12 protein-coding genes are annotated in these 15,301 nt (G+C 50.8%); all 12 read right to left on the reverse strand.

The features are described 5' to 3' along the window. The coding region (locus H8876_RS00375) for a methionine gamma-lyase family protein (RefSeq protein ID WP_249286085.1) at positions 1-655 on the reverse strand (655 nt) is incomplete at its 3' end. Positions 656-659: 4 nt separating this feature from the next. Next, on the reverse strand, positions 660-2,291 hold the full coding sequence (locus H8876_RS00380) for a hypothetical protein (RefSeq protein WP_249286086.1): 1,632 nt from the start codon (positions 2,289-2,291) through the stop codon (positions 660-662). Next, positions 2,288-3,439, reverse strand: coding sequence for a tyrosine-type recombinase/integrase (locus tag H8876_RS00385; RefSeq protein WP_249286087.1), 1,152 nt, complete (start codon positions 3,437-3,439; stop codon positions 2,288-2,290). Before H8876_RS00385 ends, H8876_RS00380 begins: the two co-directional genes overlap by 4 nt. After that, positions 3,418-4,347 carry a tRNA (adenosine(37)-N6)-dimethylallyltransferase MiaA gene (gene miaA, locus H8876_RS00390; RefSeq protein WP_249286088.1) on the reverse strand — a complete coding sequence of 310 codons (930 nt, stop codon included), beginning with the start codon at positions 4,345-4,347 and terminating at the stop codon, positions 3,418-3,420. The genes H8876_RS00385 and miaA overlap by 22 nt, the downstream gene beginning before the upstream one ends. Before the next feature lie 12 nt (positions 4,348-4,359). Next, positions 4,360-6,273, reverse strand: coding sequence for a DNA mismatch repair endonuclease MutL (gene mutL, locus H8876_RS00395; RefSeq protein WP_249286089.1), 1,914 nt, complete (start codon positions 6,271-6,273; stop codon positions 4,360-4,362). 9 nt (positions 6,274-6,282) lie between these two features. Next, positions 6,283-9,024: a DNA mismatch repair protein MutS gene (gene mutS, locus H8876_RS00400; RefSeq protein WP_249286090.1), complete on the reverse strand. Its 2,742-nt coding sequence runs from the start codon at positions 9,022-9,024 to the stop codon at positions 6,283-6,285. Positions 9,025-9,129: 105 nt separating this feature from the next. Continuing rightward, entirely contained in the window at positions 9,130-10,320 is a 1,191-nt protein-coding gene (locus tag H8876_RS00405) for a pyridoxal phosphate-dependent aminotransferase (protein WP_249286091.1), read from the reverse strand. Between the two features lie 33 nt (positions 10,321-10,353). Further along, positions 10,354-11,163, reverse strand: coding sequence for a TlyA family RNA methyltransferase (locus tag H8876_RS00410; RefSeq protein ID WP_283241711.1), 810 nt, complete (start codon positions 11,161-11,163; stop codon positions 10,354-10,356). Further along, a complete protein-coding gene (gene dxs, locus H8876_RS00415; RefSeq protein WP_249286092.1) occupies positions 11,153-13,018 on the reverse strand; it encodes a 1-deoxy-D-xylulose-5-phosphate synthase in 1,866 nt (621 codons plus the stop codon). The genes H8876_RS00410 and dxs overlap by 11 nt, the downstream gene beginning before the upstream one ends. Before the next feature lie 27 nt (positions 13,019-13,045). Continuing rightward, on the reverse strand, positions 13,046-13,942 hold the full coding sequence (locus tag H8876_RS00420; protein WP_249286093.1) for a polyprenyl synthetase family protein: 897 nt from the start codon (positions 13,940-13,942) through the stop codon (positions 13,046-13,048). A gap of 36 nt (positions 13,943-13,978) precedes the next feature. After that, a complete protein-coding gene (gene xseB, locus H8876_RS00425; protein ID WP_177265527.1) occupies positions 13,979-14,173 on the reverse strand; it encodes an exodeoxyribonuclease VII small subunit in 195 nt (64 codons plus the stop codon). Between the two features lie 5 nt (positions 14,174-14,178). Beyond that, positions 14,179-15,301, reverse strand: a 1,123-nt coding sequence (gene xseA / locus H8876_RS00430; RefSeq protein WP_249286094.1) for an exodeoxyribonuclease VII large subunit, incomplete at its 5' end; no start/stop codon positions are given.

Here is a 15,301-nt window from a genome sequence, read left to right on the forward strand (position 1 = left end):
CATAGCAGTTGTCCGCCATGCAGATGATGTTCGGATCGATGGTCTTAACAAATGCAGTACATTCTCTGATTTCCTCAATGGAAATCGCTTTGCGCCATGCGTATCCGGTCGCGCGCTGCAGGCAGACCATGCGGGTCGCCGGGCCGATGGCCCTTTGCAGTGCATCGTAATCGATGCTGCCTTCCGGCGTCAGCTCCACCTGCTTATAAGAGATCCCGTATTCCTTCAGCGAGCCCTTGCCTTCTCCGCGAAGACCGATGACTTCCTCCAGCGTATCGTAAGGACCGCCGGTACAGTAGATCATTTCATCTCCCGGACGAAGGATCCCCATGAGAGTCAGGGTCAGTGCGTGAGTTCCGTTTACGATGGTGGGACGGACAAGAGCTGCTTCCGTATGGAAGATATCAGCGTAGACACGTTCTACTGCATCGCGTCCCGGATCATCGTAGCCATATCCGGTATTCCATGAAAAGTGCATATCCCGGATGTTGTTGCGCTGAAAAGCTTCCAGGACCTTGTACTGATTATATGCCATAGTGTCATCCAGCTGTGAAAAGTGGGACGACACCTGTTTTTCGCTTTCATCGATAAGATCCAGAATGGACTCTGCAATGCCGAATTCATCTCTCAGTAATTTATATGTGTTGTTCTTCATTCGATTATTCCTCGTTGTCTAAAGTAGTTTCTTTATCCTGGCTGTCATCTTTCTTTGTATTTTTATCGATCGCCTCTGTATACATCAGCAGCGCATCCGTCAGATAATTGTCCGGATGGAAGATACTGATTACTATATCACCCTTATTTGTTGTGTCTGTGTTCTTAATAAGGTATTTATCTAATTTTTTCTGTACATCCTTCGAAACGCCCTCAAGATAGGACTTGTCGCTGGAATCGATCGGATCTTGCCATCTTAATACAGGATAGCCATCATTGCCGTAAAGCCCGGAGGCATCCTTCATAAAGGAGATGCTCAGAGCGGACGACATGCCGCTTAATGTGCTTCCTGAAACGCCTGCAGCGCACTTCTGGATGTCGGCACCGCCCAGGCCCTTGTTATCGCCGATGCCGACACTGATGTTATCGTTGAGATAGAAATTGTTCTGGATGTTCTCTTCTGTAAGATCCCGCTTATCTGCGATAAATCTGCCGATCACACCGCCGCTGACATCCGCGTCCTTGATGGCGCCTGCACTGTAACAGTTGGAGATGATCACGCCTTTGCTTCCTGCGATACCTACAACACCGCCTGCCCATGCCTTGGTCAGAGCCTTTTCTCTCTTGATTCTTTTGATGGTGATGTTACCGGTGCTGTAGCTGCTTGTCAGGGTGGAACCATCCGCATTCATGTATCCTACTACACCGCCGGTCGCCTCTGCCGCCGACTTGATATTCCCTGTATTGTAACATTCTGAAACGACCGCTGCCGCGGCTACAGAACGGCCTGCGATCCCGCCGGTACCGAAGGTGGCTACGCCGCGGACAGAAGAAGAAACATTCCCTTCATTCCCGCATTTTTTCACGGTCCCGCCCCAGTTTTCGCCGACTACGCCGCCGACTTTATAAGTCCCGGAAACATTTCCGCGATTGACGCAGTTTTCGATTTTACCGCCGTTGCTGCTGCCGACGATGCCGCCTGTCTTCTTGCCTGCGTTGATATCCATAGCAGCACTGCATCCCGTTACCGAGGCTGACGGATCCAGACTGCCTGCAACACCGCCGCATTCTCCGCCGGTGGATTCGATGCTGCCGCTCAGGTTAAGATCTTTTACTTCTCCCTTGAGATAGCCGAAGAATCCTATGGAATCCGCGTTGTTTTTGATGATCACGTTACTGATGGTATGACCGTTGCCATCAAAAGAGCCTGCGAAACAGATGCTCTCGCTCATTCCGATCGGGGTCCACTCACCAGTCAGCTTGATATCCTTCGTCAGCTTGAATGTCACGCCTTCAAAGGTTTCTGTCCTGGTCGGCTTCCACCTGGAAGCCTGTTCTTCATTTACAAGACTCGCCAGTCCCATAAGCTGCTCTTCTGAAGTGATCTGATACTGTTTCTTAGGATTTTTATAGTCAAACCAGGAAGTATCCGGTGTTCCTTTCAAGACGGATTTCTTTTGATCCAGACGATCCGTTCCGTTCTGGTCAGAATCATCTCCTGCTTCTTCAAAAACCGATTCCACCCTGCTCTTCCCTTTCTTTGTGCTGTCGTCCGTTTTCGCAGCAAAAGCGAAGGAAGCCCCGAAGGTTCCTGCTATGAATATGATCAATACAGATATGACGGTTATTCGTTTCATTCCGTTTTGTTCCTTTCTGTGCCTTCTTTTCTCTCTAATTCCCATTCCATGTCCTTGACCAGTTCGCGTTTTACATTCATCTTGTGAGCCGCATAAAGCTGGGTCGTAGTCACCTGTTCGTGATCCATGAGCGCCTGCACATCGTAGATGGAATTGCCCCGCCCGATAAGACTGGTGGCCGCCGTGGCACGCAGTTTATGGGGACTGTATCCGGCTTTTCGCGAAGTTGCAAGCCCGATGGAAGTGTATTTCTTCACCAGTTCCCGGATCTGCCGTTCCGTCATGCGTTTTCCCTGTAGAGACAGGAACAGTGCATCCTTGTGGAGTTCCTCCAGTTCATCATCCGGTCTGCGTTCATTGTCTATGTAGTCCATCAGAGTCTCTGTCACCGACCGGTTCAGCGGCATGACCGTTTCCTTGTCACGCTTACGGTAGATCTTGAATTCCCCGCGGGAAAAATTGAAAGACGATACATTCAGCTGCTGCAGTTCAAAAAGCCTGAGACCGTAAGTAATAAACAGAAGCAGGATCGCCTTGTCACGCTTCTTCGTCTTGTTCCAGTACTGACGTTCCTTCGGTGTCAGGTGGTCACCGCTCTCCACGGCATCCAGCATGATCATCACCTCGTCATCCTGCAGCGCTTTGATCTCCCGTTCGCTGGCCTTTGGAACCCGTATAGGATCGAATCCGTCGGTGATATTTTTCTCCATGATCCCTTCCCGGTACAGCTGTTTGAACATGACAGAAAGGGAAGATTTCTTCCTCGCCAGCGTCCTGCTGCCGTTCTGATAAAGAACGTCCTGCCCATTCTGTTTCACCCAGTATTCCCGGCAGTGATCCAGAAATTCATTGATGTCCGATGCTTTTATTTTATTAAACTCTGCTTTTTTTATGTCTGCAGGATCCGTTGCCTCCGTCAGATCCGTCTCTTCGATGAGATATCGACAGAAAAAGTGGATATCTCCCAGGTATGCGAATCTTGTTTTCGACAGAACATCTCCTTTGAGATAACGAAAAAAGCCCTTTAAGAAGTCAGGAAGCTGTTCCTGGATTTCCTCACATTTTGAAACGATCTCGTGTTCTTTCAAAATGATGTTGTCGGGCTTGTCACTTTTATTATGGAGTTTTACAGATTTTTCTCCAGCCATCCCGTGATCCCTTCTACAGCAGTTTCATCATTCGAATACTCTGATATATTATACCACTTTATTTTATCATATCTGCGGAACCACGTTAACTGTTTTTTCGCGTAATGTCGCGTGTTTTTTTTCACATTGTCGATAGCTGTTTCCAGAGAACACCTGCCGTGGAAATACGCCAGGATCTCCTTGTAGCCGATGGCCTTCATAGAGATGTGATCCTCCGTCATCCCCATCCGCATCAGTTCCTCAACTTCCTCTAAAAGCCCTTGCTCTATCAGCACTTCCACTCTCCGGTTGATCCGGTCGTAAAGCTCTGCCCGATCTCTCGTAAGTCCGATGAGGATCGTCTCATAATCCGTCGTTTCCTGCTGAACCTGCTGAAAAGACTTCACCTTCTCTTCTCCCTCATGCAGACGCTCAAGCGCTCGTATGATCTTTTTTATGTTGTTGGGATGGATACGCTCCGCGGCCTGCGGATCTTGTTCTTCCAGCATTTTATGCAAAGCGGCTCCGCCTTCCGTTTCCGCACGCTGTTCCAGCAGCCTGCGATACTGGCTGCTTTCCGGTGCTTTTGAAAAGTCCATTTCATACAGAAGCGAATTGAGATACAGCCCCGTTCCTCCTGATATCACAGCCAGCTTACCGCGTGACTGGACATCCCGGATGGCATCTTTGGCCAGTTTCTGGTACTGTGCCACCGAAAAATCATCTCTGGGATCGATGAGATCTACAAGATGATGAGGCACCTGCGCCAGTTCTTCCTTCGTTGGCTTGGCGCTACCGATATCCATGTATTTATAAAGCTGCATCGAGTCGCAGGATATGATCTCTCCGTCAAAACGCTTTGCGATCTCGATGGCGAATTTTGTTTTTCCGACTGCTGTCGGTCCTGCTATCGCAATAATTTTACCCATATTCTAAAACCTCTACACACGTTTGAACATTTTTTCGATCTCATAGCGTGTCATCCTGATGAACGTCGGTCTTCCATGAGGACAGGAAAACGGATTGACACAGTTTTTAAGATCGCGGATCAATGCATCGATCTCAGCGGATTCCAGATGGTCTCCGCCTTTCACTGCTGACTTACAGGAACGCATGATGATCCGGTCAAGCACCTTTTGATTGGTAAGATCCGGTCTGTCCTCCAGCTCCTGAAACAAATCATTCAAAAAACTTTCCGCTTCCTCAAGTTCCATAAAAGCAGGTATTTCCCGGACAATATAAGTTCTGTTTCCAAAATCCTCGATGCCATATCCCATGGATCTTATCTTGTCGATCCAGTCTTCTTCTGTCTGAGCCACATAAGCCGCCACGTGGAACTGAAGGGGGAGCATCAGCGTCTGACTAAGTTTTTCTGCAGATTCATACTGATGCCGGAGTTTCTCGTAAAATACACGTTCATGAGCCGCATGCTGGTCGATGAGATAAAAACAGTCCGCATCGCACGCCATGATATACGTGTCAAAAATACTTCCCAGGTAATCAAGATCCTGAAAATCAAAAGGACCTTTTTTCTGCTCCGGTCTGATGCCGGTCTCCTCCGAAAACGTTTGTTCTTTCTGCTGTTCCTGCTGTCTGCCCCGCAAACTTGACAATACATTTTTTATGTCAATCTGATCGCCGCCTGCCTGAAATTCCCTGCCTTTTTCTGCAAAACTTTCAACGGTCTCCGATTTATAGTGGTGCCCTTGTTCTTCCACCTGCACAGCCGTTTTCTCCTGCAAAGACCCCTCCGGCCTTTCACTTATGTTCGGCGATTTGCTGTCTGCTGACGGATCGGCCGGTGCAGCCGACTTTGCAGCTTCCTGTTCCCGTATCTGACGAAGGTTTTCTCCGCGCACCTGCGGCAGTGATTCCCTGACTTCCAGTGCCTGACGGACCGCCTTTACGAGAAAATCATGGACTTCGAAATCGTCATCGAAGCGGATCTCTTTTTTCGTCGGATGGATGTTGACGTCCAGCTTCTCCGGCGGGATAGAAAGAAACAGGAACGCGACAGGAAACCTGCCGTGAAACAACTTCTCCTTATAAGCCTCATCCAGAGCCTTTTCCAGGACTTTACTGGATATGACCCTGCCGTTGACGCAGAAGATCTGCCGGCTCCGGGAGCTTGCCGACGCCGATGGCGCAGACACGAACCCTTTGACGATAAGATCCCCGCTGGTGCGTTCCACCGGCAAAAGATCACGTCCTGTATCACTGCCGTAAACGCTGACGATGGCGTCGAAGATATTGCCTTTCCCGCGAGTGGTGAAAACCTGTTTTTTACCGTTGATCAGGGTAAAACGCACATCTCCGTATGCCCGTGCGATCCGCGATACCATGTCGATGATCCGGCGGGATTCCCCATTATCCGAAGAGAGGAATTTCTGACGTGCCGGAACATTGTAAAACAGATCCTGAACGGTCACCGTCGTTCCTTCCGGGCAGCCGATCCCCTCGTTTGCCAGGATCTCACTTCCTTCTGTCACGACCCGGCGCCCCATTTTCGCATCAGCCGTTTTGCTGATCAGTTCCACCCGTGCCACAGCACAGATGCTTGCCAGTGCTTCCCCGCGAAAGCCCAGGGTGCCGATGGCGTCCAGATCCCGTACGCTGCTGATCTTGCTGGTGGCATGACGTAAAAAAGCCGTCTCCATGTCTCCCGCTTCGATACCGCTTCCGTTATCTGTAACGCGGATATAGGACTTTCCGCCGTTTCGGATCTCCACCGTGATCTGATCAGCACCTGCATCGATGGAGTTCTCCAGCAGCTCCTTTATGATGGATACCGGCCGGTCGATGACCTCCCCTGCCGCAATCTTATCCGCAATGTGTTTCTCTAATACATGAATCATAATATACCCTTATAAATACTCTTTCAGTTCTTCTAAAATCTGCAAAGCCTGCGACGGCGTAGTGTTCATCAGATCCAGATCGCGCAGCCTCTGCGTGATAGCCGACGGGGCCAGATCGAAAAAGGAAAGCTGCTCTGACGCTTCCGAAACGGTCCCCTTTGCAGAAGATTTCGTGCCGGCTCCGTCGCTGTCCTGCATCCCTTTCTTTGCAGAAAGATCGCCGTGCTCCCCTGTTTTTCGCTCCTGCAAAGCGCCTGCGGCGCGTTGGGCTTGCAGCACCACAGCATCTGCCGTGCTCCCGTTTTCCAGATCCGCAAGACGTTCCTGTGCCCGTTCTAACAATTCTTTCGGTGCTCCCGCCAGCTTCGCCACGTGGATCCCGTAGCTGCGGCTGGCGCTGCCCTCTACGATCTTATGGAGGAATACTACGTTGCCGTTTTCCTCTGCCACATCGACGTTAAGGTTCTTCGCTCCCGGAAGAGTTCCTTCCAGCGCTGTCATCTCATGGTAATGGGTGGCAAACAGGGTCCGGATCTTTCTCCCGCTGCCGCACAGGTATTCCGCTGCTGCCCAGGCTATGGAAAGTCCGTCGTAAGTGCTGGTGCCGCGGCCGATCTCGTCCAGGATCACCAGGCTGCGGGATGTTGCCGTGTTTAAAATATAAGAAAGCTCACTCATCTCAACAAAGAATGTGCTCTGTCCCTGCGCCAGATTGTCCGAAGCGCCGATCCTGGTGAAGATCCTGTCACACACGCCGATCCGTGCCCGCTCACACGGTACGAAGCAGCCTGCCTGTGCCATGAGGACGATGAGCGCTGTCTGCCGCATGTAAGTGGATTTACCGGACATGTTTGGACCGGTGATCAGCAGCAGGCTCTGATCCTCCTTGTTCAGGTAGGTATCATTGCTGACGAAAATACCATCCCGGATGGTCTGTTCTATGACAGGATGTCTGCCCTTTTCGATCCGGATCACATCACCGTCATCCACCTGCGGCTTGACATAGCCGTACTTTTCACTGACCTCCGCAAAAGAAGTCAGCACGTCAAGAGATGCGATGGCCCGAGAGGTTTTCTGGATCTGTCCGATATACTGCTGCAGGTTTTGTCGCAGCTCTAAAAACAGATCGTATTCCAGCTGGTTGATCTTGGTTTCGGCGTTGAGCACCAGACGTTCCGTTTCCTTTAATTCCGGCGTGATGAAACGTTCGCAGTTGGAAAGTGTCTGCTTGCGTATATAATTTTCCGGGATCAGATCATAATAGGATTTTGTGACTTCCAGATAATATCCGAAGACTTTATTGTAGCCGACTTTCAGATTTTTGATGCCGGTTCGTTCCCGTTCGCTGCCTTCCAGTCCGGCGATCCAGTTCTGGGCGTCGGCGATAGAGTGTTTCAGCTCGTCCAGCTCGCTTGAGAATCCTTCCTTGATGAGTCCGCCTTCTTTGATGGTGAAAGGCGGATCGTCCACGATGGCAGCATCGATCTGACTGCGGACTTCTTCCAGAGATGAGATTTCATCATCCAGATCCTCCAGAAGGCGGCTGCCGCATTCAGAAAGCTCGTATTTGATATCTGGTAAGGCACTGCAGGAAGCGCTGAGGGCGATGAGATCCTTGCCGTTGGCACTGCCGCAGGCGATCCTTCCTGTCAGCCGTTCGAAGTCGTAGACGTGTTTTAACTGCTCCCGTATGTTGTTGCGCGCCAGGACGCTGTCTGTCAGGTATTCCACTGCATCCAGCCGGAGCGCGATCTCCGTCACATCGTTGAGAGGCTCTTTGATCCACTGTTTCAGTTTTCTCGATCCCATGGCTGTACCGGTCTTGTCCAGTACTCCCAGAAGAGACCCTCTTAATTTTTTTTCGAACAGCGTCTCCGTCAGTTCCAGATTTTTGATGGTAGCCTTGTCCAGAGACATGTGCTGTCCCAGAGTATAGGTGTTGAGAAATGCGATATGACCCAGGCTGTTTTTCTGGGTGTCAAGCAGGTACAGCAGCAACGATCCAAGGGCAAATTCCGCCGGAGAATCTTCCTCTACACCGATCCCCAGCAGTGCTGACACGTGAAACTGTCTTTTGATGGTGTCGCGCACGGCATCAGGACGATAAAATTCATCGGCTGCTATGTTGAAATACGCCTCTGTGACAGGTTTCATCTCTTCCGTATCGATCTTATCATCTGTTTCCTGGCTGACCAGGACTTCCCTGGCATTGATCTTGACGATCTCGTTGACCAGGTTTTCCCGCTGGTTTGTTCCGCGGATAGTCGTCAGGTTCATCTCACCTGTGGAAACGTCACAGTATGCAAGCCCGATGGAGTCTTCCCCGGTATAGATAGAGGCGATGTAGTTGTTTTCTTTTTCCTTGAGCATATTGCTGGAAAGCACCGTACCCGGCGTCACGATCCGGATGACTTCCCGCTTTACAAGACCTTTCGCAGCGGCCGGATCTTCTGTCTGTTCACAGATGGCGACCTTGTGTCCCTTTTCGATGAGCCGTGCGATATAGGTGTCTGCAGAATGAAACGGCACGCCGCACATGGGTGCGCGCTCTTCCAGTCCGCAGTTCTTCCCGGTCAGAGTCAGTTCCAGCTCTCTTGAAACCAGTTTGGCGTCCTCAAAAAACATCTCATAAAAATCGCCAAGCCTGAAAAACAGGATGCAATCCTGGTGAGCCTCTTTTATGTCCATATACTGCTGCATCATAGGGGAAAGTTTTTTCGCTGCCATCCACTGTTCCTTTCTTTCTTCCAATCTCTCTTACCCTTCGCAAATATGCGCAAGATGCGGAGAAATCATCCCCGCACCTCACACTGTTTCTTTCGTTTATGCTGCCGGCAGCGCCGGCTGTTTTGCATTTTATTTACTGTTATATGCTTCCAGACCCAGACGGATCAGTTCTACGCCGCGGCGCATCGCATCCTTGTTGAGCACGTAGGCAATACGCATTTCATCATTTCCAAGGCCTTCTGTCGCATAGAATCCTTCCGCCGGTGCGAACATAACGGTTTCGCCGTTGTCTTCGAATTCCGTAAGCAGGAAGATAAGGAATTTCTCCACATCATCCACCGGAAGCTTGGCCATCATGTAAAAGGCTCCGCCCGGTTTCTGACATACGACACCCGGGATCTTCATAAGTTCTTCATAGGAAACGTCTCTTCTGGATTCATACTCTGCCTTCACTTCATCGTAGTAGGCTTCATCCAGGTTGTAGAGAGCTGCCGCTCCGATCTGATCCAGAGTCGGACAGCAGAGTCTTCCCTGTGCGATCTTCATAAGACCGTCCATCAGTTCCTTGTTTTTACTGGCTACACAACCCACTCTCGCACCGCATGCAGAGAATCGTTTCGAAACGGAGTCTACTATGATGACACGGTCAGCCAGATCATCCAGCATGCCGAAGGAAACGGCCTTGCGATCGTCATAAGCGAATTCCCGATACACTTCATCGGCAATGATCCACAGATCGTGTTCCTTAGCGATTTCTCCGATCAGCTTCATATCATCTATGGTCAGTACGCGGCCTGTCGGATTGCCCGGATTGATGCAGCAGATGCACTTGGTGTTCGGCGTGATGGCTGCTTCGATCAGATCTCTTTTGGCAAAATCATAGCCGTCTTCCGCCTTTGTGGTCACTGGAACGACCCTGCCGCCTGCCGCTGTGATGAACGTGTGATAGTTGGTGTAAAACGGTTCTGCGATGATCGCTTCCTCACCAGGGTTTATAACGGCTGTGAAAACCATGTTCAGAGCCTCAGATCCTCCGTTAGTCACCAGGATCTCACTGCGGTCATAGTGGATGTCATACCGCTCGAAATAGCGGCAGATCGCATCCTGCAGCACGGTTTCACCGCCGGATTCCGAGTAGGCAACTACCTTCTTGTCGAAGTCTTTCACTGCTTCCATAAAGCATGCCGGCGTCTCCACATCAGGCTGTCCGATGTTGAGATGATAGACTTTCTTTCCATTTGCTTCTGCTTCGATGGCATACTTGTTGAAACGTCGGATCGGAGAATGCCCCATGGCATTCACTCTGTTAGATAACTCCATTTTCTTCCCTCCCGTAAAAATGTATTGAGTTGGTTATGATTCCAGCTCCGCATGGGAATCTGCGACCAGCACCTTTATCGCATCTTCGCTGATCTCTTCCTGCGGCGGCTGTTTTTTCATATACAGCAGGTATTCGATGTTTCCCTTGGCTCCCGTCACCGGCGACCAGGTCAGTCCATGGCTGTAAAGCCCGTTTTCCCTGCCGTATGTGATAACGTTTTCAATGACCTGACAGTGAACCTTCGGGTCGCGGACGATACCCTTCTTTCCCACCTGCTCACGGCCGGCTTCAAACTGAGGCTTGACCAGGCAGACCAGACGGCCGGCCTCTCCGAGAAGATCTGCAGCCACTGGAAATACCAGTTTCAGAGAAATAAATGATACATCGATGCTGATGAAATCCACCGGTGTTTCAATGGTTTCCGGATCAAGGTACCGGACGTTGACCTTCTCCATGTTGACTACTCTCGGATCATTGCGCAGCTTCCAATCCAGCTGCCCATAGCCCACATCGATGGCAAAGACCTTCTTCGCGCCGTTTTTCAGCATACAGTCGGTAAATCCGCCTGTAGATGCACCAATGTCCACCGCTACGCTGTCCTTCAGTGAAAATCCGTAAAGAGCAAGCGCCTTTTCCAGCTTCAACCCGCCCCGGCTGACGTAAGGACACAGAGACTCTTTTATGGTGATCTCCGCTTCCCGGTCCACCGGCGTTCCCGGCTTGTCCACCCGCTGTCCGTCCACATAGATGAGGCCCGCCATGATGGACGCCTTGGCCTTTTCCCGCGACGGAAACATATTTCGTTCTGTCAGAATGATATCCAGTCTTTCTTTAGCCTTCAAGTTCTTTTTTTATCCTTTCTGCAATAGCTGCGGCATCCAGACCATGTACCCGGTACAGCTGGTCGCAGCTTCCGTGTTCGATAAAGGTATCGGGCCATCCCATATTGAGGACCCGTGTATTTTCATTGATCAGCAGTGCATCGATCTCTTCGCCGGCTCCGCCGGTCAGGACGTTGTCTTCCAGCGTCACCATAAGATCATGCGCCTTCGCCGCTTCCTGCAAAGCTTCCTCGTCCAGAGGCTTTACGAATCTCTGGTTGATGACTCCTGCTTCAATGCCCTGTTCTTTTAAGAGCTCTGCCGCATCCAGTGCTTTTTCCACCATGGAGCCAAGCGCCCAGATATCTGCGTCTTTTCCTTCCCGCAGACGCATCGCTCTGCCCACTTCCAGTTTCTCTGCGTGATCTGCTCCGCCCAGCTGCGGCGCAGTTCCTCTCGGATACCGGATCGCACACGGACCATCCAGCTTCGCCGCCAGTTCCATCATGGCTTCCAGCTCTGCTCCGTCCTGCGGCGCCATTATCGTCAGATTAGGCATGTGCTTCAGATAACTGAGATCGAAGATGCCGTGGTGAGTCTCTCCGTCTGCTCCTACTATCCCTGCCCGGTCAATGCAGAATACCACCGGCAGATTTTGCAGGCAGACATCCTCCATGATTTCATCGTATGCCCTTTGCAGGAATGTGGAATAAATGGTGACGAACGGCTTGCACCCTGCCTTCGCCAGCCCCGCCGCAAATGTGACTGCATGCCCCTCAGCGATGCCTACATCGAAGGTTCTTTTCGGATATTCATGACTGAATTTAGCAAGCCCTGTACCTTCCAGCATGGCTGCGCTTACAGCCACTATTCTTTCGTCTTTCTGTGCCATTTCGATCAGCTTAGAACCGAACACACTGGAATAGGAAGGCTTCACACTCTTGGAAAGAAGCTGTCCTGTCTCCATATCGAACGGACCGATGCCGTGGAATACGTTAGGATTCAGCTCCGCTTTGCTGTAGCCTTTGCCCTTCTGCGTCATAACGTGCAGCAGTACCGGTCCATCGGTCTGCTTTGCAAGTTCCAGCGTTTCGCAGACCTCCTGCAGGTCATGCCCGTCGATGGGACCAAAATATTTGAATCCCAGTTCTTCGAACAGAACTCCGTCGATGACCGCATATTTGATAGAATCCCTGGCATGCTGCATCCCGGCTATCATGCCTTCGCCGATGAGCGGCACTTTAGAAATATTTTTCTTTATCTGAGCTTTCATGGAGATGTACTTCCGCGAACCGCGCAGTCTGCCCAGATAGTGAGACAGCCCTCCGATGTTAGGGGAAATGGACATTCCATTGTCGTTGAGCACGACGATGATCTTCGTATTGAGATGGGCCGTATTGTTGAGCGCTTCAAAAGCAAGCCCTCCTGTCATGGCACCGTCGCCTATGACGGACACTACCTCGTAATCCTCTCCCGAAAGATCCCGCGCAGCAGCAAGCCCCAGCCCCAGTGAAAGGGATGTGCTGCTGTGACCTGTATCAAACAGGTCGTATTCACTGTCTCTTTGTTTCGGAAAACCACTCATGCCGCCGTATTTTCTCAGGGAGTCAAAACCGTCTGCTCTCCCCGTCAGGATCTTGTGAACGTAAGTCTGATGCCCTACATCCCAGATGATCTTGTCCTTCGGAGTATCGAAACAGCGATGAAGAGCGATCGTCAGTTCCACCGCTCCCAGATTAGAGGAGAGATGCCCTCCTGTCTTTGATACTTTTTCGATCAAAAAGTCCCGAATTTCATATGATAACAGTTCCAGTTCGTCATAGTCCATTTCTTTCAGATCCTCCGGGAACTGAAACTGCTTCAAATAGTCCTTCATGTCAATTACCTCGTCTTAGTATTCCGTTTATTTGCCTCTGACTTCCAGATCCTTTGCCAGCTTCGTGAGCACCTCCGCATTGTCATAGTAGCGTGCCAGCGCCTCAATAGCCGTATCAGTCAGTTCTTCCAGATGTTCCTTGGATTTTTCAAGCCCGTAGAGAGCTGGATACGTTGCTTTTTTATTGATGGAATCCATGCCGGCCTTTTTTCCCATTTTTTCTTCTTCGCCGATGACGTCCAGGATGTCATCGCAGATCTGGAATGCCAGTCCAAGATTTTCTGCATATATGGTCAGCTGTGCCAGCATCTCAGGATCACAGTTCCCCAGCTGTGCACCTGCACGGACCGCCGCCACGATCAGCGCAGCCGTCTTGGTCAGATGGATGTAATCGATCATCTCCTGAGAACAGTTCTTGTCCTCTGCTTCCATGTCCGCCACCTGTCCTGCCACCATGCCGCGGCATCCGGCTCCCTTGCTGATCTCATACGATGCCCGGATCCTCTTTTTCAGCGCAGCCGGATCGTCAAAATAAAGGAGCATATCATGATTCATCACTTCAAAGGCAGCAGCCTGCAGACCGTCTCCTGCCAGCGTTGCCATCGCCTCGCCATACACCTTGTGATTGGTCGGTCTTCCACGACGCAGATCATCGTTGTCCATGCACGGAAGGTCATCGTGGATCAGAGAGTAGTTGTGGATGTATTCCAGTGCGCAGGCATAAGGCAGAGCCTCTTCGATACTACCGCCGCAAAAATCACACGTCGCCAGCAGCAGCACCGGACGGATCCGTTTGCCCCCGGCAGAAAGACTGTATTTCATCGATTCATAAAGCGTGATGCTTTTATGATCCACATCCGGGATGAAATCCATCAGATGGTTTTCCACAATATTCCTGTAATCTTCAAAAGTATACTCTTTCATAACACGACTCCTCCTTCTTCCCTGTTACAACTTCTGTTACTCCTGTTTCGTCAGAGTTTCGATCCGTTGCTGAGCGTCCTGCAGGATCTCGCTGCATTCCTTATAGTAACGTATCCCCTCTTCGTATTGTTTTATTGCATCTTCCAGGGTGATATCCTCTGCTTTCAGGCTGGTGGAAATCTTCTCCAGCTTCTTCAGGGATTCCTCGAAGTTTTTCTTTTTTTCTGCCATGTGCCTCACCTCTTTTCAGCTTTCTTCCCGGCTTTCTTTCTCGCCGATACGACTTTCGCTTCTGCAAAGCCTCCGGCGCCTTCCAGGCTCACATCCTGATCTTTTCTAAGTGCTGCTACATCCAGGATCACGTTTCCCTCTTCATCCCTCAGGATCGTATACCCTTTCTGCAGGATCCTGTTCGGATCAGCAGCTTCCACGGTTTCCCGCAAAAGCTCCAGCCTGCTGCGGCAGTTTTCTTCCTTCGCCAGCAGCTGCTGTTTCATCTGCTCTGCCATATGGCCGATACGCATCTGCTCCATGGCGATCCGTCCGCGGATATCCCGCTCGAAGTTCTCCATGCTGCAAAGCGCCATGCGGCGCTTTTTCTTCTCCACAAGAAGCTCAAGAGAGCGCATCATTTCTTTTCGGTAAAATTCCAGATCTTCATGGATGAGGCCGGTATCCGGCACAGCAAGATCCGCTGCAGCCGTCGGCGTTTCCGCACGCAGATCCGCCACAAAATCAGCGATAGTAAAATCCGTTTCATGGCCTACGGCAGATATAACAGGGATCTTCGATTCGTAAATGCTCCGGGCTACGATTTCTTCGTTGAAGGCCCAGAGTTCTTCCATGGATCCACCGCCTCTGCCCGTGATGATCGTATCGACATCCGGATAGTTTTCACTCAGATCCCGGATCGCATCCGCGATCTGCTGCGGCGCTCCCGGACCTTGTACCAGGACCGGGTACACCAGCACATCCACGCAGTTGTTTTTCTTCTGTATGATTTTCAAAATATCTCGAACGGCCGCTCCTGTCTCCGAAGTGACTATGGCCACCTTGTGAGGAAAGGCCGGGATCAGTTTCTTATGTTCCTGATCGAACAATCCTTCTTTCGCAAGCTTCTGCTTCAGTTTCTCGAATGCTATGGCAAGCTCGCCCTGACCTGCTTTTTCCAGATCCGTCACGTTGAGAGAATAGCTTCCGCCGCGCTCATACAAATAGATGTATCCGCTGGCGATGATTTCCATTCCTTCCTGCAGTGCACGGCCGATCTGCACTGCCCGGTCAGATGGTAAAAAGCAGTTGATCCGGCTTTTTTCGTCTTTCAGCGAAAAGTACACATGACCCGATCCATGGAATTTC

Origin of the sequence: Lentihominibacter faecis (genome assembly GCF_014306095.1) — a bacterium.
In the GTDB taxonomy this organism is placed as follows: domain Bacteria; phylum Bacillota; class Clostridia; order Peptostreptococcales; family Anaerovoracaceae; genus Lentihominibacter; species Lentihominibacter faecis.